Origin of the sequence: Klebsiella sp. 141203, from assembly GCF_032601985.1 — a bacterium.
Classification (GTDB): domain Bacteria; phylum Pseudomonadota; class Gammaproteobacteria; order Enterobacterales; family Enterobacteriaceae; genus Klebsiella; species Klebsiella aerogenes.
Genome location: NZ_JAQIRL010000005.1, coordinates 336,947 through 355,358, shown reverse-complemented (window position 1 = coordinate 355,358; position 18,412 = coordinate 336,947). Strand labels below are relative to the sequence as shown.

Annotated in this window: 15 protein-coding genes; 7 read left to right on the top strand and 8 right to left on the bottom strand. The window is 56.6% G+C overall.

The window, feature by feature from the left end; genetic code table 11:
- Positions 1–6 precede the first annotated feature (6 nt).
- The 3 genes from dapD to PGR29_RS20570 all read left to right on the top strand — a co-directional run bounded on the left by dapD (position 7) and on the right by PGR29_RS20570 (position 4,509).
- Positions 7–831 carry a 2,3,4,5-tetrahydropyridine-2,6-dicarboxylate N-succinyltransferase gene (gene dapD, locus PGR29_RS20580; RefSeq protein ID WP_015368172.1) on the top strand — a complete coding sequence of 275 codons (825 nt, stop codon included), beginning with the start codon at positions 7–9 and terminating at the stop codon, positions 829–831.
- A gap of 107 nt (positions 832–938) precedes the next feature.
- A complete protein-coding gene (locus PGR29_RS20575; RefSeq protein WP_015368173.1) occupies positions 939–1,325 on the top strand; it encodes a DUF3461 family protein in 387 nt (128 codons plus the stop codon).
- 196 nt (positions 1,326–1,521) lie between these two features.
- Positions 1,522–4,509, top strand: a complete 2,988-nt coding sequence (locus tag PGR29_RS20570) for a putative mucin/carbohydrate-binding domain-containing protein (RefSeq protein ID WP_316425210.1) — start codon at positions 1,522–1,524, stop codon at positions 4,507–4,509.
- 37 nt (positions 4,510–4,546) lie between these two features.
- On the opposite strand, the gene PGR29_RS20565 is transcribed toward PGR29_RS20570, so the two are convergent.
- From PGR29_RS20565 to dgt, 3 genes are all read right to left on the bottom strand, one after another.
- The gene (locus PGR29_RS20565) at positions 4,547–5,704 is read right to left on the bottom strand and encodes a CdaR family transcriptional regulator (RefSeq protein ID WP_087860845.1); all 1,158 of its coding nucleotides are present in this window, start codon (positions 5,702–5,704) and stop codon (positions 4,547–4,549) included.
- Between the two features lie 175 nt (positions 5,705–5,879).
- Positions 5,880–7,313 carry a serine endoprotease DegP gene (degP, locus tag PGR29_RS20560; protein ID WP_316425208.1) on the bottom strand — a complete coding sequence of 478 codons (1,434 nt, stop codon included), beginning with the start codon at positions 7,311–7,313 and terminating at the stop codon, positions 5,880–5,882.
- A 141-nt stretch (positions 7,314–7,454) separates the two neighbouring features.
- Entirely contained in the window at positions 7,455–8,969 is a 1,515-nt protein-coding gene (gene dgt, locus PGR29_RS20555) for a dGTPase (protein ID WP_308958179.1), read from the bottom strand.
- A gap of 83 nt (positions 8,970–9,052) precedes the next feature.
- Between dgt and mtnN the strand changes: the two genes are divergently transcribed.
- The 3 genes from mtnN to PGR29_RS20540 are packed head-to-tail and all read left to right on the top strand — an operon-like array spanning position 9,053 to position 11,202.
- Complete coding sequence (gene mtnN, locus PGR29_RS20550; RefSeq protein WP_015704439.1) at positions 9,053–9,751, top strand: 5'-methylthioadenosine/S-adenosylhomocysteine nucleosidase; 699 nt, start codon at positions 9,053–9,055, stop codon at positions 9,749–9,751.
- Positions 9,744–10,544, top strand: coding sequence for a vitamin B12 ABC transporter substrate-binding protein BtuF (btuF, locus tag PGR29_RS20545; RefSeq protein WP_087860848.1), 801 nt, complete (start codon positions 9,744–9,746; stop codon positions 10,542–10,544). Before mtnN ends, btuF begins: the two co-directional genes overlap by 8 nt.
- Positions 10,545–10,578: 34 nt before the next feature.
- The gene (locus tag PGR29_RS20540) at positions 10,579–11,202 is read left to right on the top strand and encodes a TRIC cation channel family protein (RefSeq protein WP_087860849.1); all 624 of its coding nucleotides are present in this window, start codon (positions 10,579–10,581) and stop codon (positions 11,200–11,202) included.
- A 79-nt stretch (positions 11,203–11,281) separates the two neighbouring features.
- Here the strand turns inward: PGR29_RS20540 and erpA are convergent, their stop codons facing one another.
- Together erpA and clcA are read right to left on the bottom strand one after the other, a co-directional pair.
- The gene (gene erpA / locus PGR29_RS20535) at positions 11,282–11,626 is read right to left on the bottom strand and encodes an iron-sulfur cluster insertion protein ErpA (RefSeq protein ID WP_008807363.1); all 345 of its coding nucleotides are present in this window, start codon (positions 11,624–11,626) and stop codon (positions 11,282–11,284) included.
- An 81-nt stretch (positions 11,627–11,707) separates the two neighbouring features.
- Positions 11,708–13,126, bottom strand: coding sequence for a H(+)/Cl(-) exchange transporter ClcA (gene clcA, locus PGR29_RS20530; protein ID WP_075052432.1), 1,419 nt, complete (start codon positions 13,124–13,126; stop codon positions 11,708–11,710).
- A gap of 179 nt (positions 13,127–13,305) precedes the next feature.
- Here clcA and hemL point away from each other — a divergent pair, with 179 nt between their 5' ends.
- The gene (gene hemL / locus PGR29_RS20525) at positions 13,306–14,586 is read left to right on the top strand and encodes a glutamate-1-semialdehyde 2,1-aminomutase (protein WP_045376565.1); all 1,281 of its coding nucleotides are present in this window, start codon (positions 13,306–13,308) and stop codon (positions 14,584–14,586) included.
- A gap of 117 nt (positions 14,587–14,703) precedes the next feature.
- Here the strand turns inward: hemL and fhuB are convergent, their stop codons facing one another.
- The 3 genes from fhuB to fhuC are packed head-to-tail and all read right to left on the bottom strand — an operon-like array spanning position 14,704 to position 18,370.
- Positions 14,704–16,686, bottom strand: coding sequence for a Fe(3+)-hydroxamate ABC transporter permease FhuB (fhuB, locus tag PGR29_RS20520; protein WP_316425207.1), 1,983 nt, complete (start codon positions 16,684–16,686; stop codon positions 14,704–14,706).
- Positions 16,683–17,573, bottom strand: a complete 891-nt coding sequence (fhuD, locus tag PGR29_RS20515; RefSeq protein WP_316425219.1) for a Fe(3+)-hydroxamate ABC transporter substrate-binding protein FhuD — start codon at positions 17,571–17,573, stop codon at positions 16,683–16,685. Before fhuD ends, fhuB begins: the two co-directional genes overlap by 4 nt.
- Positions 17,573–18,370, bottom strand: a complete 798-nt coding sequence (fhuC, locus tag PGR29_RS20510; RefSeq protein ID WP_113374432.1) for a Fe3+-hydroxamate ABC transporter ATP-binding protein FhuC — start codon at positions 18,368–18,370, stop codon at positions 17,573–17,575. Before fhuC ends, fhuD begins: the two co-directional genes overlap by 1 nt.
- Positions 18,371–18,412 lie beyond the last annotated feature (42 nt).

Here is an 18,412-nt window from a genome sequence, read left to right as displayed (position 1 = left end):
GAAACAATGCAGCAGTTACAGAACGTTATTGAGTCCGCCTTTGAGCGTCGCGCCGACATCACGCCGGCAAATGTGGATACCGTAACCCGCGAAGCGGTTAACCAGGTTATTGCCCTGCTGGATTCCGGTGCGCTACGCGTCGCTGAGAAGATCGATGGTCAGTGGGTAACGCATCAATGGCTGAAGAAAGCGGTACTGCTCTCTTTCCGTATTAACGATAACCAGGTTATCGATGGTGCGGAAAGCCGCTACTTCGATAAAGTTCCGATGAAATTCGCCGACTACGACGAAGCGCGCTTCCAGAAAGAAGGCTTCCGCGTAGTGCCGCCAGCGGCCGTCCGCCAGGGCGCGTTCATCGCACGCAATACCGTGCTGATGCCGTCCTACGTCAACATCGGCGCTTACGTTGATGAAGGCACCATGGTTGATACCTGGGCCACCGTCGGCTCTTGCGCGCAGATCGGTAAAAACGTTCACCTGTCCGGCGGCGTTGGCATCGGCGGCGTTCTCGAACCGCTGCAGGCTAACCCGACCATCATCGAAGATAACTGCTTCATCGGCGCGCGTTCTGAAATCGTTGAAGGCGTTATCGTTGAAGAAGGCGCGGTAATCTCCATGGGCGTGTACATCGGCCAGAGCACCAAAATCTACGACCGCGAAACCGGTGAAGTCCATTACGGCCGCGTGCCGGCGGGCTCGGTTGTCGTTTCCGGCAACCTGCCGTCGAAAGATGGCAAATACAGCCTGTACTGTGCGGTGATCGTGAAAAAGGTTGATGCGAAGACCCGCGGTAAGGTCGGCATCAACGAACTGCTGCGCACCATCGACTAAGCAGAACAAAAAGCGGGAGATATCCCGCTTTTTTTATATCTGACGCTGGCGAAGATGGATTTTTTCGTTAATTATTCAATGGTTATGATGATATCAAAGGTACCGTTATGTACGATAATCTGAAAAGTCTTGGCATTACCAATCCTGATGAAATCGATCGCTATAGCCTGCGCCAGGAAGCTAACAACGACATCCTGAAGATCTATTTCCAGAAAGATAAAGGCGAATTCTTCGCCAAAAGCGTGAAGTTTAAATACCCACGCCAGCGTAAAACCGTGGTCGCCGACGGCGTCGGTCAGGGCTACAAAGAGGTGCAGGAGATAAGCCCGAACCTGCGCTATGTGATCGACGAGCTGGACCAACTCTGCCAGCGCGATCGCACAGAAATCGACCTCAAGCGTAAGATCCTTGACGATTTACGCCATCTGGAAAGCGTGGTCACCAATAAGATCAGCGAAATTGAAGCCGATCTGGAAAAGCTGACGCGTAAATAAATCAGCCTGATAGGGCCAGCGACTGGCCCTCTTCCCCTGCCCCATCCCCTGTTTCCTTAGCCGTAGATCATCTTCGCCATCAGCAAACCTCAGTTATCCCTCACTGACATCATTTCACATCACAACCCTATCCATATGAATTACTTAAAATTTCATTTCGTTTATGTTCAGTTTCCGCTTAAAAGGAGATAGCTCTATGACACAGGAAATTGAACAAAAATGTTATACCCTGCCATCGGCCCCCTGGCTGGATAAAGCCGGTTTTGAAAAAGGGCGGCAGCACGATCGTCAGGCGCTGGGGTTTATTCTACCCGCCAATACCGTACTGCAAATTCGACAAACCGATCTCAGCAACGGCATCTCGACCCTGCGCCTGCTCTGCGACGATACCGCGCTGGAGAAAACCTGCGCCCTGACCACCAATTGGAAAACGATCAGCACCACCGTCGATTCCGTCCCTTTTATCGATACATTATATACCGACAGCCCCTGCGAGTTCTCCGTGGTTTACCAGCAACCCGCGACGACGAAACCGCTCCCCAGCTGGAAATCAGGGCAATCTGAAGAGGCGTTTTTCCTTGGCTGGGAGAATAATAAATCATCGTTCGCGCTGATTGATTTGGATGTTATCAACCTGCTGCTACCCTATGCCGACCGCGATAATGCGCTGAAAGCGGGATTAGCGACATTACACCGTTTCTATAATCACCTTTTCACCTGCTATAACGAGTGGGCCGGGCTAAGCAATAATCCAGATTCACAATGGAATCAGGATGTTGCTAACCGCTATTTTCTGCGGGCGGATAAACATGGCGTCGGCGCGGCCTATTATAATAGCAGCTGGTGCGCGCAAACCGCCGCAACGGTGGGCGAAGGCTGGCTGGATAACGTCGCCACACAGTGGGTTATCCTGCATGAAATTGGCCACGGCTATCAGGGTAAATTTATGCAAGATCCCACGCTGTCCGTCAGCGAAGTGTGGAACAATATTTACGCCTCCTTTTATCAACAGCTCACGCTGAGTCAGGATAATCATCTCTATACCGATGGCTGGTTATACAACTATGGGCAGCTGGCCGTGCAGGAAGCACAGCTGAGAAACTATATTACCGATAAGACGCCAGTCACCAGTTGGGGTTTGCGTCCTCGCCTGCAATTCCTGATGCTGATGTTATTCAAAGCAGGCGCCAACGCTTTCCGCGTCTTTAACCAGAATTATCGCCAACTCGCCAACAGCGATGGCTTCCAGCCGACCGATCATCAGCTTGCCGATATGCTGGCAACCGCCATTGCTACCTCTGCGGGATATGATGTGACGCCGTTTATCGATCTCTGCGGTTTAACGCTGAAGCACGCCACCCGGGAAAATATCGTTTCACTGGCGACAAAACCGCTCTATCCACTGTATCGTTTTCTGCCGCAAAGCGAGTGGGATAGCGCGCGCCAGCAGTTAGGGCTGGATTCCTTCTTCTGGCTGGTGGATAACAGCGAGCTGGCAATATTAGGTAAAACGGGGACGCTAACCCTGACGCTGAATATCGATCATCCGGAGCAAATTTACGGTCAGACGCTGACTATCAAGGATAATTGCGGTAACCATTATTCACTGGTTATTAATGGGGACGCCCTGACCCTGAAAGAGATGCCAATTGGCGTGTATCAGATTGAGCTTCCAAAAGGTCGGTCACAAAAATATCGCCCGGACATCAGCTATCTCACCGTAAAAGAAGGCGCCAACGCGGTTACCGTTAACTACATTCCACAAAACGATACCAGCGAACGTAACGTGAGAATAACCTTTTTAGGGCTTAGTGACGCGCCTTTCGCCCGCCTTGATATCGATTACGAAAATCAGCAGCTTATTCTTAATGTCACCAGCTCTACGCCGCACAGCTACTACCCTGGGGCATTGTATGCTGCGGTAAACGTACTTTCCGCCAGTGGGGAAAAAGTATTCGAACGCAACATGACCGGTACCAATTGCGCCACCGGAAAAGTCGTTATTCCATTCAGTCCTCACTATCACCTGTACATTACTCACGTGGAACCTGGGCGGCTGAAAGCTTCTCTCGGATATTTAACGCTGGTCGCACGCGAAAAATACCAGCTGATACGCATTGATGATAATGGTCTGTATAACTTTATCCTCAATAATAATCCGGCGGATGATTTACAGGCTATTTTCGAGCACAACGCCCAGGCGATCCGGAGCCAGCCCTCGCTGCTAGCGCAGGAAGAGTGCGTCTGTAAAAACGACCTCTGGCTGATGCTCCCTCATATTGAAGAACCCCAACGCAGCCGCTTGCTGAAAGCCTATGCCGATGTCCTGCCCCTGGCTAATGACGATCCTGGCGAGCTGACGGGCAAAAGCGTGACGCTCAATCTCCGCGGTCAGGGCAATAACGAGTTTTGCCAGATCGTTATTGATAATAAACAGCGCGCGATGACGGTCGCCACGCGGGCCGGTACGCCGCACTCGTATTACGTCGCCCATACTTATGCCAGCATTACGGTCAGCGACGAGAACGATACGGTCGTTTATCAACGCAGCTATGCCGGCGCAACTAACAATCTGGCAAACAGTGAAACTATCGCTCTCGCGGAAGGGATGATCATCGATATTTTCCATGATGAAGCATTCCGCTCCAGCGCCACGAATGGCACAACCCAAAACGCCGTCCCCCTTAAGCAACATAACCGCTGGCGCGTGGTGAAAACGGGTCTCGAAGCCTTTGCGCTCGCACATGATGTGCCGGATGAGGAAGCCGCTGGTACAGAAGAGGAAACTCAGGAGGCCACCGCGCTGTATGGCGATTGCTTCAGCTGGCAGCTGCTTGGCGATGATGACGTGTGCTTTGCCGCGATGGAGCTGGATATTGGTAACAGTCTGCTGACCTTTACCGCGAGTCCAGTGGTGCCGAACAAGCACTTTACGACCACATACGCCACGGTCAATGTCTACAATACGCGCGGTTCGGTGGTGTATCGTCAGTCGATCAAAGGATCGTCGCAGCTGGGCGACTATGTTGATACCGCTATGCTGGAGGAAGGCTATACCATTGAAGTCTTCCATGCCGAAGCGGGAAATCGTTCCGTTATTATTAACCCGCTCAATGGCAATAGCTGGCAACAGTCCAATACCGTCACCTGGCAAGTGACCGCTCGCGGGCTACAGCGCCTGTAGTCCGTCATTTCCACTCCCGCCTCAGGCGGGAGTGTTTTTAGCGTTGTTCATCCAGCTGCAATGCAATGTACAACAGCAGACGGTCGTCAAAACTCCCGAGATCCAACCCGGTCAATTCCGAAATCCGATTGAGCCGATATTCCAGGGTATTACGATGAATAAACAGCGCCTTTGACGTGGCCAGCGGCTGCACGTTATGACGAAACCATGCCTGCAGGGTGCGGCGCAGCAGGCCGTTGTTATCCATCGCCTTCAGCCGCGTCAGCGGGCGCGCCAGCTCATTGGCCTGCCAGCCGCCGCGCAGGCTATCCAGCAGCACCGGCAGCATCAGATCCTGATAAAAATAGCTGCGGCTCTCCGGCATTCGCTGCTTACCCACCATCATCGTCGTGCGCGCGGTCCGATAAGAACGTGCGATACTGCCGGGTCCGGTAAAGAAATTACCTAACGCAACGCGGAACTGCAGCTGGCCGTTCTCTTTCATACGGGCAATCAGTTGCTCAACGCGCCTGCAGTGGTCATCGGCGTCCCAGCGGCCAAAGGCATTTAACGCTGGTTTCAATACCACCATCTCGGTCAGCGAGACAATCGCCACCAGGTTGTTGCGATCCGGCGTGGTCAGCGCCGTCTGCAGCTGCTGCAATTCCGCCATCGCGCTATCGACGCCAAGCTGGCCGCTATCGACCTCAATCATCGCCACCACCCGCGGCTGATTGAGGTCGATGCCCAGTCGCTGCGCCCACTCGTTGAGCGCCGGGGTATTTTCTTCCGCCTGAATCAGGTTCATGACCAGTTCTTCACGCAGGCGGCTGTCCTGCGCCAGCAAATGCATCAGTCGCGACTGTTCGAGCATCATCTCCGCGGTCATACACACCAGCTCACCATACTTGCGCAGCGATTCGGGCTCGCCGGTTAATCCAATTACGCCGACGATCTCCCCTTCAAGACGCAGCGGCAAATTAATCCCCTGACGTACGCCGTGCAGATGGCGAGCGACCGCATCATCAATATCAACCACCCGTCCCTGCGATAGCACCAGCAGCGCGCCTTCGTGCAATTCACCAATACGCTCGCGATCGCCGCTGCCGATAATGCGCCCGCGGGCATCCATTACGTTAATATTGGTATCAATGATGCGCATCGTTCGCGCCACGATATCCTGCGCCATTTTGGTATCAAGATGCCAGCCAGCCATGTAACCCTCCCCTGAGCAGGGCATCAGCATAAAAGAGTGACGAAGAGGACGCACTGTGCATATGCACAAAGCATGACAAAGAAGTATGGAGTTGTGGCGGGAATCACAGAACCGGCGGGTAGAATAAAAAAGCCCCCTTCCCATACCGGGAAAGGGGCATTCACGCTAGTATCAGTTACTGCATCAGCAGGTAGATAGAGGTATCACCACGCTGAATATTGAGCGCCAGAACAGACGGTTTCGCGTCGAAGATTTTGCGCAGGTCGGCGATGTTTTTCACCGGCTGCTGGTTAGCGCCGACAATGATGTCGCCTTTCTTCAGACCAATCTGCGCCGCCGGGGTGCCCGCTTTCACGTTGCTCACCACCACGCCTTTATCCTGGCCCTTGTTGCTCATTTCCGCGCCTTCAATACCGTTAAAGATGCTGCTGGAGTCAACCTGGTTCTGGTTGCTCTGCTGGAGTTCAACGGTAACGTTGACCGGCTTGCCGTCGCGCAGCAGGCCCAGCTCGACTTTGCTGCCGATAGGCATCGTACCGACCTGCGCACGCAGCGCCGCGAAGCTACTGATCGGCTTGCCGTTCAGGGTAGTAATCACGTCGCCGGCTTTAATACCCGCTTTCGCCGCCGCAGAGCCCGGCATCACCTGGCTTACGAACGCGCCGCGCTGGGCATCGACTTTCATCGCCTTCGCCAGCTCGGAGTTCAGCTCGGTACCCATGATCCCCAGTTCGCCGCGTTTCACCTGGCCAAACTTGACCATCTGCTCGGTCAGGTTTTTCACCATGTTGCTCGGGATAGCAAAGCCGATACCGATGTTGCCGCCGTCCGGTGCAAGGATCGCGGTGTTGATACCGATTAGCTCACCGTTGAGATTCACCAGCGCGCCGCCGGAGTTACCGCGGTTAATAGCCGCATCGGTCTGGATGAAGTTTTCATAGTTTTCCACGTTCAGGCCGCTACGGCCCAATGCGGAGACGATACCGGAGGTCACGGTTTCGCCGAGGCCAAACGGGTTACCGATAGCCACGGTGTAATCGCCGACGCGCAGCGCGTCAGAGTCGGCAAGCTTAATCGCCGTCAGGTTCTTCGGATCCTGAATTTGAATCAGCGCGATGTCGGAGCGCGGATCTTTACCAACGACTTTCGCGTCGAATTTACGGCCATCGCTCAACTGAACTTTAATCGTGGTGGCATTATCGACCACATGGTTGTTGGTCACCACGTAGCCTTTGGCCGCATCAATGATGACCCCGGAACCGAGCGCCATAAATTTCTGCTGCTGCGCGTTATCGCCAGGCGCGCCCTGGCCGCCGCCCTGACAGAATGGGGAGCTCTGGAATGGCGAACCGTCCTGGCAGAACGGCGAGTTGTCACCGAAGAACTGCTGGAAGTTACGCGGCATCCGCGGCGTGTTAACAGTCGTGCTGCCTTCAACGTTGATGCTCACCACAGACGGCATCACTTTTTCCAGCATCGGCGCCAGGCTCGGCATCTGCTGCACAGTGGTCGCCGAGGAAGCCGTTTCAGCCGCGCTCGCAGAGAGCGGGGACAACGCCAGACCTAAACTCAGAGCCAGAGCACTCATTGCTAACGTGGTTTTTTTCATAGGTTTCAATCTCAATTTCAAATTTCGGATAACGAAAAAGTTGCTGTGTACGCACTCTCAGAGTCATTTTATAGCGCGAAGTTCCAGAGTTAAGTTTCGGTAAAAGTAAAAATTTATTGTCCGTCTTTACAAAACTCAGACTTATTCCACCGCCATCAGACGACGATATTCATCCCACGCATACAAATCCGTCATTCCGCTGATATAGTCCTGAATCAATCGACAACGGTAATAATACTCCAGCACGGGATATTCTTCGGTATCGCGCGAAAGCTTATTTACCGCCTCCACATAAGCCAACCGATGTCGGGTTGAGAGTTTCTGGAACAATCTCGAAGCAATAGGCAAACTGCGTACCCGCTCTTGTTCCACCAATTGGCTGAACTCCTCCAGCGATAATTTCAGCAGTGGCTCGTAGATATCCAACAGCCCGCTGATAACGCGGTAGCCCTGTAATTCCAGCTGTTCAACATCAGGATGGCTAAACACCTGTTTTATGGCGACGTTTTTATAAAGTTCAAGTAGCTGACTACAATCACTATCGTCCTCTAACAGCGCATGATTAAAGTCGCCGCTAAAAATGGCCGGTAAGTTTTCGATAAATCGATGCGCCGCATAAGGCACCAGTTTATTCAGCGTATTAACCCGTAAATACATAAAGAACTGATCTTCAGTGCTGCGGCTGAGTGAATTAGCGCGCGATTTCTCCCACGCGTTTTCTACGACTTGTGCGAACAGCGATCCTTTTTCATGAACGCCCCATGCGTCATACAGATGCTGATACAATTGCTCCACGCTGAATATCCTTTTTTCCACCGCATCTTCGAGGTCAGCAACACAATATGAGATATCATCGGCAGCTTCCATAATCCACGTTAATGGGAAACGATTGTAAGGCGCCAGATCCAATTCTTTACGCAGCCGCGCGATATACTCTTCTTCGGCTAAATAATAACCAGGCTTTTTCATTAAATAGCTATGGCTGGCTGGCGTCTCTCCCCGCCACCACGCCGGTCGCGTATATTTCAGAATGCAGCCGACCTGGGTCCAGGTCAGATTCATACGCATCAGCGTGTGCACCAGCCGGATCCCCTGCGCATTACCTTCAAAGCAGCACAAATCCTGACGCACTTTACGCCGCAGTTCGTTGAGCAACCCTTCGCCGTCGTGCAGACGCAGCGCGTCAACCTGGCAGCGATCCTGGCTTAACGGCTGGCTGGCGGCATCTTTCGGCGCTAGCCGTTTGCTGAACCAATCGTTAATTGCCGCTTCGCCAAAATGGCCAAATGGTGGATTGCCGATATCGTGCATCAGGCAGGCCATCTCCACCACGCTTTCAAACGGGCCGCTCAGTTCATCCAGACCGTAGCGTTCCAGCAGCTTTTGCTCCTTCAGGCGGCTTAGCACCTCTTTGGCGATGTAGCGCCCGACCTGCTGGACTTCGAGCGAATGGGTGAGACGTGTGCGGACCGCCGCGTTGCGCTCAAGTGGAAAGACCTGGGTTTTTTGCTGCAGCCGCCGGATAGCCGGAGAATTGATAATGCGCCCGCGATCGCTTTCAAACACCCGCAGGATCTCGCGTTCCGTCTCTACCCCCTGCGGCGAACGGTAGCGCCGACGCCAGTGAATCTTGTTGCGAAAATCAATATTTGCCATAGCCTCTCCCGCGCGAGCAATACGCTTCCCCTTAAGCGCATGATAGACTATGCAGCTAATCCTGACATATCGCGAGTAAATCTATGAAAATTGGCATTATTGGCGCCATGGAAGAGGAAGTTACTCTTCTGCGCGACAAAATCGAGAACCGCCAGACTATCTCTATCGGCGGTAGCGAAATCTACACCGGCCAACTTCACGGTACCGAGGTTGCTCTGCTGAAATCCGGCATTGGTAAAGTGGCAGCCGCCATGGGCGCGACCCTGTTGCTGGAGCGCTGCAAGCCGGATGTGATTATCAATACCGGTTCCGCGGGCGGTCTGGCGCCGACGCTGAAAGTCGGCGACATCGTGGTCTCTGACGAAGCGCGTTATCACGATGCCGACGTCACCGCGTTTGGCTATGAATACGGCCAACTGCCGGGCTGTCCGGCGGGTTTCAAAGCTGATGACAAACTGATTGCCGCCGCGGAAACCTGCATCAAAGCGCTGAATCTCAACGCCGTTCGCGGGCTGATCGTCAGCGGTGACGCATTCATCAACGGCTCGGTAGGGCTGGCGAAAATCCGCCACAACTTCCCGCAGGCCGTTGCCGTAGAGATGGAAGCGACCGCCATCGCCCACGTCTGCCATAACTTCAGTATTCCATTTGTGGTGGTACGAGCAATCTCTGACGTCGCTGACCAGCAGTCGCATCTCAGCTTCGACGAGTTCCTCGCCGTTGCCGCCAAGCAGTCCACCCTGATGGTGGAAAATCTGGTGCAGAACCTGGCGCGTGGCTAAGTCGCTACAGAAGGCGTTAACCGCCCTGCTGTTACTCGCCCCGGCGTGGCTTTTCGCCGCGCCGCGGGTGGTGACGCTCTCCCCGGCCAACACCGAATTGGCCTTTGCTGCCGGCATTACGCCGGTCGGCGTCAGCAGTTATTCCGACTACCCTCCCGCCGCGGCTAAAATCGAACAAGTCGCCAGCTGGCAGGGAATGAACCTTGAACGTATTGTCGCTCTGAAGCCCGATCTGGTGCTGGCGTGGCGCGGCGGCAATGCCGAACGCCAGGTCAATCAGCTCAGTTCGCTGGGAATCAAGGTTATCTGGGTCGAAACGGGTTCGATTGAGCAAATCATTAGCGCTCTGCGGATGCTGGCGCCGTGGAGCCCGCAGCCGGAAAAGGCCCGTCAGGCCGCGCAGGCGATGCAAGACGATTACCAGGCGCTAAAAGCCCGCTATGCCACCGTGCCGAAAAAGCGCGTATTTTTGCAGTTCGGCGCCAACCCGCTGTTCACCAGCAACAGCGCCTCGATCCAGAATCAAGTATTGAGCCTGTGCGGCGGAGAAAATATTTTTGCCGCCAGCCGCGTTCCCTGGCCGCAGGTCAGCCGCGAACAGGTGCTGTCACGGCATCCGCAGGCTATCGTCATCACCGGCGACGCCAGTAAAATCCCCGCCGTGGATCGCTATTGGCAAAATCAGCTCACAATTTCGCTCATCGCCTTACATAGCGACTGGTTTGAACGCGCGGGCCCACGTATTATCCTTGCCGCAAAACAACTCTGTACTGCGCTTGAGCAGGTAAAATAACCGCCTGGCAGCAGGCTTATAGCGGGAACTGACGATGCTTGTCTATTGGCTGGATATTATTGGCACAGCCGTATTTGCTATCTCCGGCGTATTGCTGGCGGGAAAATTACGCATGGACCCTTTCGGCGTGCTGGTATTAGGCGTGGTTACCGCCGTGGGCGGCGGGACGATCCGCGATATGGCGCTGGCCAATGGCCCGGTGTTCTGGGTTAAGGACCCTACCGATCTGGTCGTGGCGATGGTCACCAGTATGTTAACGATTCTGCTGGTACGCCAGCCGCGGCGCATGCCGAAATGGGTACTGCCGGTATTAGATGCCGTCGGCCTGGCGGTGTTTGTCGGCATCGGCGTGAATAAAGCCTTTATTGCCCATACCGGCCCGCTGGTAGCTATTTGCATGGGCGTGGTCACCGGCGTCGGCGGCGGGATTATCCGCGACGTGCTGGCGCGAGAAATTCCGATGATTCTGCGCACCGAAATCTATGCCACCGCCTGCATTGTCGGCGGTATCGTGCACGCGACGGCGCACTACACCTTTCAGCTGTCGCTGGAAAACTCGGCGATGTTAGGCATGGTGGTGACGCTGGTAATACGCCTGGCGGCGATTCGCTGGCACCTCAAGCTGCCGACCTTTGCGTTGGATGATAACGGACGGTAATAAAAGCAAAACGGTAACCTCATGGTTACCGTTTTTCGTATTCGTTGCTCTCTGTGGCAAAGAGCTAGTGTGACTACCTTTAAACGCTGAACGAGGAGCCGCAGCCGCAGGTGCTTTTCGCATTCGGGTTGGTCACGATGAAACGCGAACCTTCCAGACCTTCGGTATAGTCGACGGCGCCGCCAACCAGATACTGCAGGCTCATTGGGTCAACCACCAGGCCGACACCCTGTTTCTCGATAGTCATATCGCCTTCGTTGACCTGATCGTCAAAGGTGAAGCCATACTGGAAACCGCTGCAACCGCCGCCGGTGATGTACACGCGCAGTTTCAGGTTCGGATTGTCTTCATCCGCAATCAGATGTTTTACTTTGTTCGCTGCGGCTTCGGTGAACTCCAGCGGCAACGCTACGTCATCACTCATTTTTTGCTCCCATTAATACTTCCGGCCGATTAAAGAATAACCGGACCTTTTGAGCCATTATCTAATACCCTGGTAAATCGTTCAAGTATTCTCCCGGGGTACCTGCTGCGCTTTCGCCGCCTCTTCGGCCTTCTGTTTCGCCAGAGTACGCTGCAGAATGGTCGAATACAAAGGTTTACCGCCGAGGAACTGCGCCAATAGTGTTGCCCCAAGGCAGGTAATAATCATTGGCAAAATGAGCTGATAGTTATCGGTCATCTCCAGCACCAGCACAATCCCGGTGAGCGGTGCGCGCACCGAAGCCGCCAGCAGCGCCCCCATCCCGGCGATAGCGAAGGTACCGGCATCCAGATGATAGGACGGAAACAGCGGGATGGCAGCCATGCCGAATGCCGTCCCCAGCAGCGTGCCGAGCGCCAGCATCGGAGCGAAAATCCCCCCCGGCGCGCCGGAAGAGAAGCACAGCAACGTGGTGATGACGCGCGCAATAAAAATGAACAGCAGCAGCCCAACCGAGAAGTTGCCGGCAGCGGCGATCGGGATAAGGTTAAAACCGCCGCCCACCGCGGTCGGCTGCATCAGGCCCAGCAGACCGCACAGCCCGCCGATAAGCCCGCCAATCAACACCCATTTTTTGATATTGCCGCCATGGAGGCGCTGGAACATATCCTGCGTTCGCAGCACCAGGGTATTAAACAATGGCCCGAAACAGCCGAAAATCATGCCCAGCACCAGATACAGCCACAGGGTATTCACCGGCGCATTGCTCAGTTTGCCGACTTCGATAATCGCCCCTTCGCCGTTAAAAATGCGAAATACAATGCTCGACATGATCACGCCGGTAAACACGGCTTTAATCGAAATCAGATTGTAGCGGAACTGCGGGCGCATCTCTTCGATGATAAACAGGATCCCCGCCAGCGGCGCGTTGAAGGCCGCGGAGAGGCCCGATGCCGCACCGGTAGCCAACAGCGTGTGCCGCGCTTCCGGGCTGCGCAGACGAAACACATCCACCACCATGCGCCCAATATTACCGCCAAGCTGCACCATCGGCCCTTCGCGCCCCAGCACCATCCCGGCGCCCAGGGTTCCCATGCCGCCGATGAATTTTACCGGCAGCACGCGCCACCAGCGTACCGGGCGCAGCTCTTCCAGCGCGCCTTCGATTTCCGGAATCCCGGAACCGCCGGCTTCCGGCGCAAAGCGGCGCACCAGAAAATAACCGACCATCGCCAGCAGCGCCGACAGGATAAAGGCCAGCGGCCAGACGAGGTACCAGTGGTCCGCCACCTGCACCAGGGCGCCAATTCGCTGGTTCTGTACCCAGTTCACGCTCTTTTCAAACGCCACGCCCACCAGCCCGGCCAGCGTGCCGACTACCGCCGCCATCAACAATACCGCCAGCGGCGTTTTGTCGCGTTGAATTAACCGGCGGACCGCATCGCTACGGCGCACGCGAACAAACTGATGTGCTTCAAAAGAGGGAGTTTCTGCTTTCATGCCATTATCATTTATTGGTAATACAAATGAGAAGAGAGGCATTCTAGCCGCCTCCGCGCCGCGCGTCGCCAAAAAATTGTTTCGTCTACTTAATGTTTCAATTGGGCAAAACTTTCATAACCTTCATGGAATAACTTAGAATAGCCCGATAACTTTATTCACGAACCAGGATCCTGGCCATGAGCAAATCTGAAAATCTGTATAACGCCGCCCGCGAACTTATCCCCGGCGGCGTCAACTCGCCGGTCCGCGCCTTTACTGGCGTCGGCGGCACCCCGCTGTTTATTGAACGTGCGGATGGCGCCTACCTGTACGATGTCGATGGTAAAGCTTATATCGATTATGTCGGTTCCTGGGGCCCAATGGTGCTGGGTCACAACCACCCGGCCATTCGTAACGCGGTGATTGAAGCGGCAGAGCGCGGGTTAAGCTTCGGCGCGCCAACCGAAATGGAAGTCAAAATGGCGGAACTGGTTACTGAACTGGTACCGACCATGGATATGGTGCGCATGGTAAACTCCGGCACCGAAGCCACCATGAGCGCCATTCGCCTGGCGCGCGGCTTCACCGGCCGCGACAAAATCATCAAGTTTGAAGGATGCTACCACGGCCATGCCGACTGCCTGCTGGTGAAAGCCGGCTCCGGTGCGCTGACCCTCGGCCAGCCGAACTCGCCGGGCGTACCGGCCGATTTCGCGAAGCATACCCTGACCTGCACCTATAACGATCTTGCTTCGGTTCGCGCGGCGTTTGAGCAGTATCCGCAGGATATCGCCTGTATTATCGTCGAACCGGTGGCCGGTAATATGAACTGCATTCCGCCGCAGCCGGAGTTCCTGCCAGGCCTGCGCGCGCTGTGTGACGAATTCGGCGCGTTGCTGATTATTGACGAAGTGATGACCGGCTTCCGCGTCGCGCTGGCCGGCGCCCAGTCTTATTACGGCGTGGAGCCGGATCTGACCTGTCTGGGTAAAATCATCGGCGGCGGTATGCCGGTGGGCGCTTTCGGCGGCCGCCGCGAGGTCATGGACGCGCTGGCGCCGACCGGTCCGGTATACCAGGCAGGTACGCTGTCAGGCAACCCTATCGCCATGGCCGCAGGCTTCGCCTGCTTAAGCGAAGTGGCGCAGCCGGGCGTGCATGAAACCCTGACCGAGCTGACCAATCAACTGGCGGATGGCCTGCTGAACGCGGCGCGCGAAACCGGGATCCCGCTGGTGGTGAATAATGTCGGCGGCATGTTCGGTATCTTCTTTACCGATGCCGAAACCGTCACCTGCTATCAGGACGTGGTGAAGTGCGATGTTGAACGTTTCAAGCGTTTCTTCCACCTGATGCTGGAAGAAGGGGTTTACCTCGCCCCGTCGGCGTTTGAAGCCGGCTTTATGTCCGTCGCCCATAGCGAAGAGGATATCAACAACACTATCGACGCCGCGCGTCGGGTGTTTGCCAAGCTGTAAGGTTCTTGAATGCCTGGTGGCGCAGGGATTTTCCCGGAGGCGGCGCATTGCGCCTTCTCCGGGCTACCAAATCGAGCGGTACTGTAGCCACCGGGGATGTTGAGGCTATCGGGATCGTTAGCGGCTCTGCTTTCTCAACAAATAGATAAAATACGGCGCGCCGATAAACGTCGATAACAAACCTGCCGGGATTTGGTAAGGGAACATGATCATTCGCCCGCACCAGTCGGCGAACACCAGCAGCATCCCGCCAATCAGCCCGGAAATCACCATATGCGGCATCGTCCGGCGGAATCCCATCATCCTCGCAATGTGCGGCGCCATTAAACCAACGAAACTTAACGGCCCAATGGTTAGCGTCGCCGTCGCCGTCAGGCTCGCCGCCAGCAGCAGCAACCCAATACGCGATGGCGTCAACGCCATTCCCACCGCTCGCGCCGCCTCGCCGCCGAGCGGCAGGATGGTCAGCCAGCGGCGGCAGAGCGGCGTCAGCGCCAATAGCGCCAGCATTACCACCCCGCTACGCAGCACCATCTCCGGCGTCGCGCTATAGGTCGAACCGGACATCCACGTCAGGATCTGCGCCATTCGCGGATCGCCGCTGGCCTGTAGCATCATCAATAGCATGGTGAAGGCGGTACTTAGCGCCATCCCCGCCAGCAGCATCCGGTGCGGCGAGAATCCGCCGCGCCCGGCGGCGACCAGGATGACCAGCAGCGTCGCCGCCGCGCCAAGACTGCCGGCTGGCAGCAGCCAGACAAAAGCGTTGCCCGGCACGAAGAATAGCATCAATACCACGCCGAACGCCGCGCCAGAGCTGATACCCAGCACTTCCGGGCTGGCCATCGGGTTACCGGTCAGGCGTTGAATAATACAACCCGCGACGGCAAGCATCACCCCGGCGAACAGCGCCGAGAACACCCGCGGCCAGCGCCAGGGCATCAATTGCTCCAGCAGATCGCCGCTGGCCCATTGCCACTCCTGCGCATCGCGGCCAAAGGTCAGCGCGGCGGTTACCGCCAACAGCATCAGCGCCAATCCGCCCAGCGCGAACCACTGCACGTTGCGGCGCTCAATCAGCGCTTTATCGCCGCCATTCATCACCGGCGCGCTGATGCTACGCAGCCGCGGCAGCAGCCACAGTAATAAAGGCGCGCCAATCAGCGCGGTGACTGACCCGGTCGACACCTCCCGCCATACCCGGCTGAGCCAGAGAATAATTTGGTCGGAAAGCCACAGGATCAACGCGCCAAGTAGCGCCGCCAGCACCAGCCGCGATAGCAGGCGGCGGGCGCCGAGCATTTTCGCCAGCAGCGGCGCGAACAGACCGATAAAGCCGATAATACCGACCGCGTTGACCAGCAGCGCGCTTATTACTATCGCCAGGGTCAAGACGCCAAGGCGCGCCAGAGAGAGCGCCAGCCCGAGATTCCGCGCCACGCCATCATCCAGCCCCATCAACGTTAACGGGCGTAGCAACAGCAGCGTCAACATCGCGCCGCCAAGCAGCTGCGGCCACAGGCGCTGCGCCACGCTCCAGTCGGTCTGCGTCAGCGTACCGGTACTCCACAGGAACATGCTTTGCAGCTGGTCGTGATGGAAAATCACCATCAGCTGATTGACCGCGCCGCAATAGAGACTCACCACCAGGCCGGCCAGAATCAGCGTCACCGGCGACAGACGTTTGCCCCACGAGACGCCGAACACCAGCGCGCCGACCAGGCAAGCGCCTGCCAGCGCGGCAAACTGCGACGCCAGCACGCCTGGGATCGCCCATAACGTCGTCACCGTCATTCCAAGCTGCGCGCCGGTGGCGACGCCGAGCGTGGTCGGCTCCGCCAGCGGGTTACGCAGCACCTGCTGGAACAGTACGCCAACGAGCCCCAGTCCGGCGCCGACCAGCAACGATACAGCCAGCCTCGGCAGCAAGCTGTAATGGAACAGCATCTGGGCGATATTATCGCTATCCGGCTGCCACAGCGCCTGACGCCACTGCGCGTAAGGTAAAGCAACCTGAAGGTTGATGATGCTCAGCGCGAAAGCGGCAACCAGCAACACGACCAGCAGGATAATGGCTAACGGCGAGAAACGCGCCTTCATACCGCCCTCCCCTGCGCATCGGCCAGTACGCGGGCGAAATGCATCGCCGACAGCGTCGCGCCATAGAACCACACCGCTGGAAGACGCTGGAAACGCCCCGCGCGCACGAAAGGCATCGCCTGCCACAGCGGGGTCGCCATCAGTTGGGCCATCTCCCGTTCGTTGCCGTGATCGAAACAGATAACATCAGCCTCTTTAAATTCCGCCAGCCGATCGATGCCTACGGTGATACTGCCCCAGAATGCCGCTTCACCGCGCCAGGCGTTTTTGATGCCAAAACGATCGAGCACTTCCTGGAACAGGCAGTTCTCGCCGAATACCAGCACATGTCGGGCATCAAGTAGCGAAATCATCAGCAGCGGGCGATCGCCACGGTCGGCAAATCGCGGACGCAGGCTTTCCATCAACGCGTCGAACTCCGCCAGATGGCGCTTCGCCTGCTGCTGTTTACCCAGCAGATCGGCCATTTCCAGCAGCGAACGCTGAGCCATCGCCAGCGGCCGTTTGCCGTCGCTGAAGGTGAAACCGCGACCGGGCGCGATACGCGCCAGCTTTTCCGACGACGGGCCATAGCCTGCCGACCAGACGATAAACGACGGTTTCATCTGCGTCAGTAATTCAAGATTGGGTTCAGTGCGCAGGCCGACATCAATCACCGAGGCGGGTAACGCCGGCTCATTGACCCACAGGTTATAGTTGGGAATGTCTGCCACGCCGTAGGGCGTAACGCCGAGCGCCAGCAGCAGTTCGGCCGGCAGCCACTCCAGCGCGACGACGCGCTGCGGGTCAACGTTCGCCGCCAGCGCGCCACGCATCTGCCACAGCAGCGGCGACAGCGCCATTGCCGTCAACAGGCGCCGGCGTGAGAAGAAGTTCGAATTTTCCATCAATAGACAAAACTTACCGGCGCTGCGCCCGCCGGGTGCGGCAGGATCCCCATCGGGATGCCGTAGATTTGCTCGAGCGTTTCGCTGCGCATCAGCTCCGCGGGCGTCCCCTGGGCGATCATTTCACCGCCGCGCAGCGCGACCAGATAATCGCAATAGCGGGCGGCCATATTAATATCGTGCAGGACCGCGATTACCGTCAGGCCACGCTGCTGGCTGAGACGATGCACCAGCGCCAGCACATCGACCTGGTGGGCGATATCCAGCGCCGACGTCGGTTCATCAAGCAGCAAACAGCGGCTGTCCTGCGCCACCAGCATGGCGATCCACGCGCGCTGGCGCTCGCCGCCGGAAAGACTGTCCACCAGCCGATGCGCCAGCGGTTTCAGCCCCACCAGCGCAATCGCCTCTTCTACTTTTTGGCGATCCGCCACGCCGAAGCGCCCCAGCGCGCCGTGCCACGGATAGCGGCCAATCGCCACCAGTTCGCGCACCGTCATCCCTTCCGCCGCCGGCAGTTGTTGCGGCAGATAGGCCACTTTGCGGGCAAACGCCTTGCTGCTCCAGCTGTCCAGCGGCTGGCCGTCCAGCAGCACATCGCCTTCGGAAGGCGGCTGATGGCGGCCAAGCATTTTGAGTAACGTGGATTTGCCGGAACCGTTATGGCCAATCAGGCCAGTGACTTTTCCTGCCGGGAAGGTCAACGAAAGGGGATGAAGCAGCGTGCGGCCAGGCACGCGAAAGGTCACGCGATTTAACGCAAACGTCGTCTCAGAGTGCGGAGTCTGTTCCTGCATAGCAACAACCTGATATTGGGCGCGGCGAACCGCGCCCGTGAG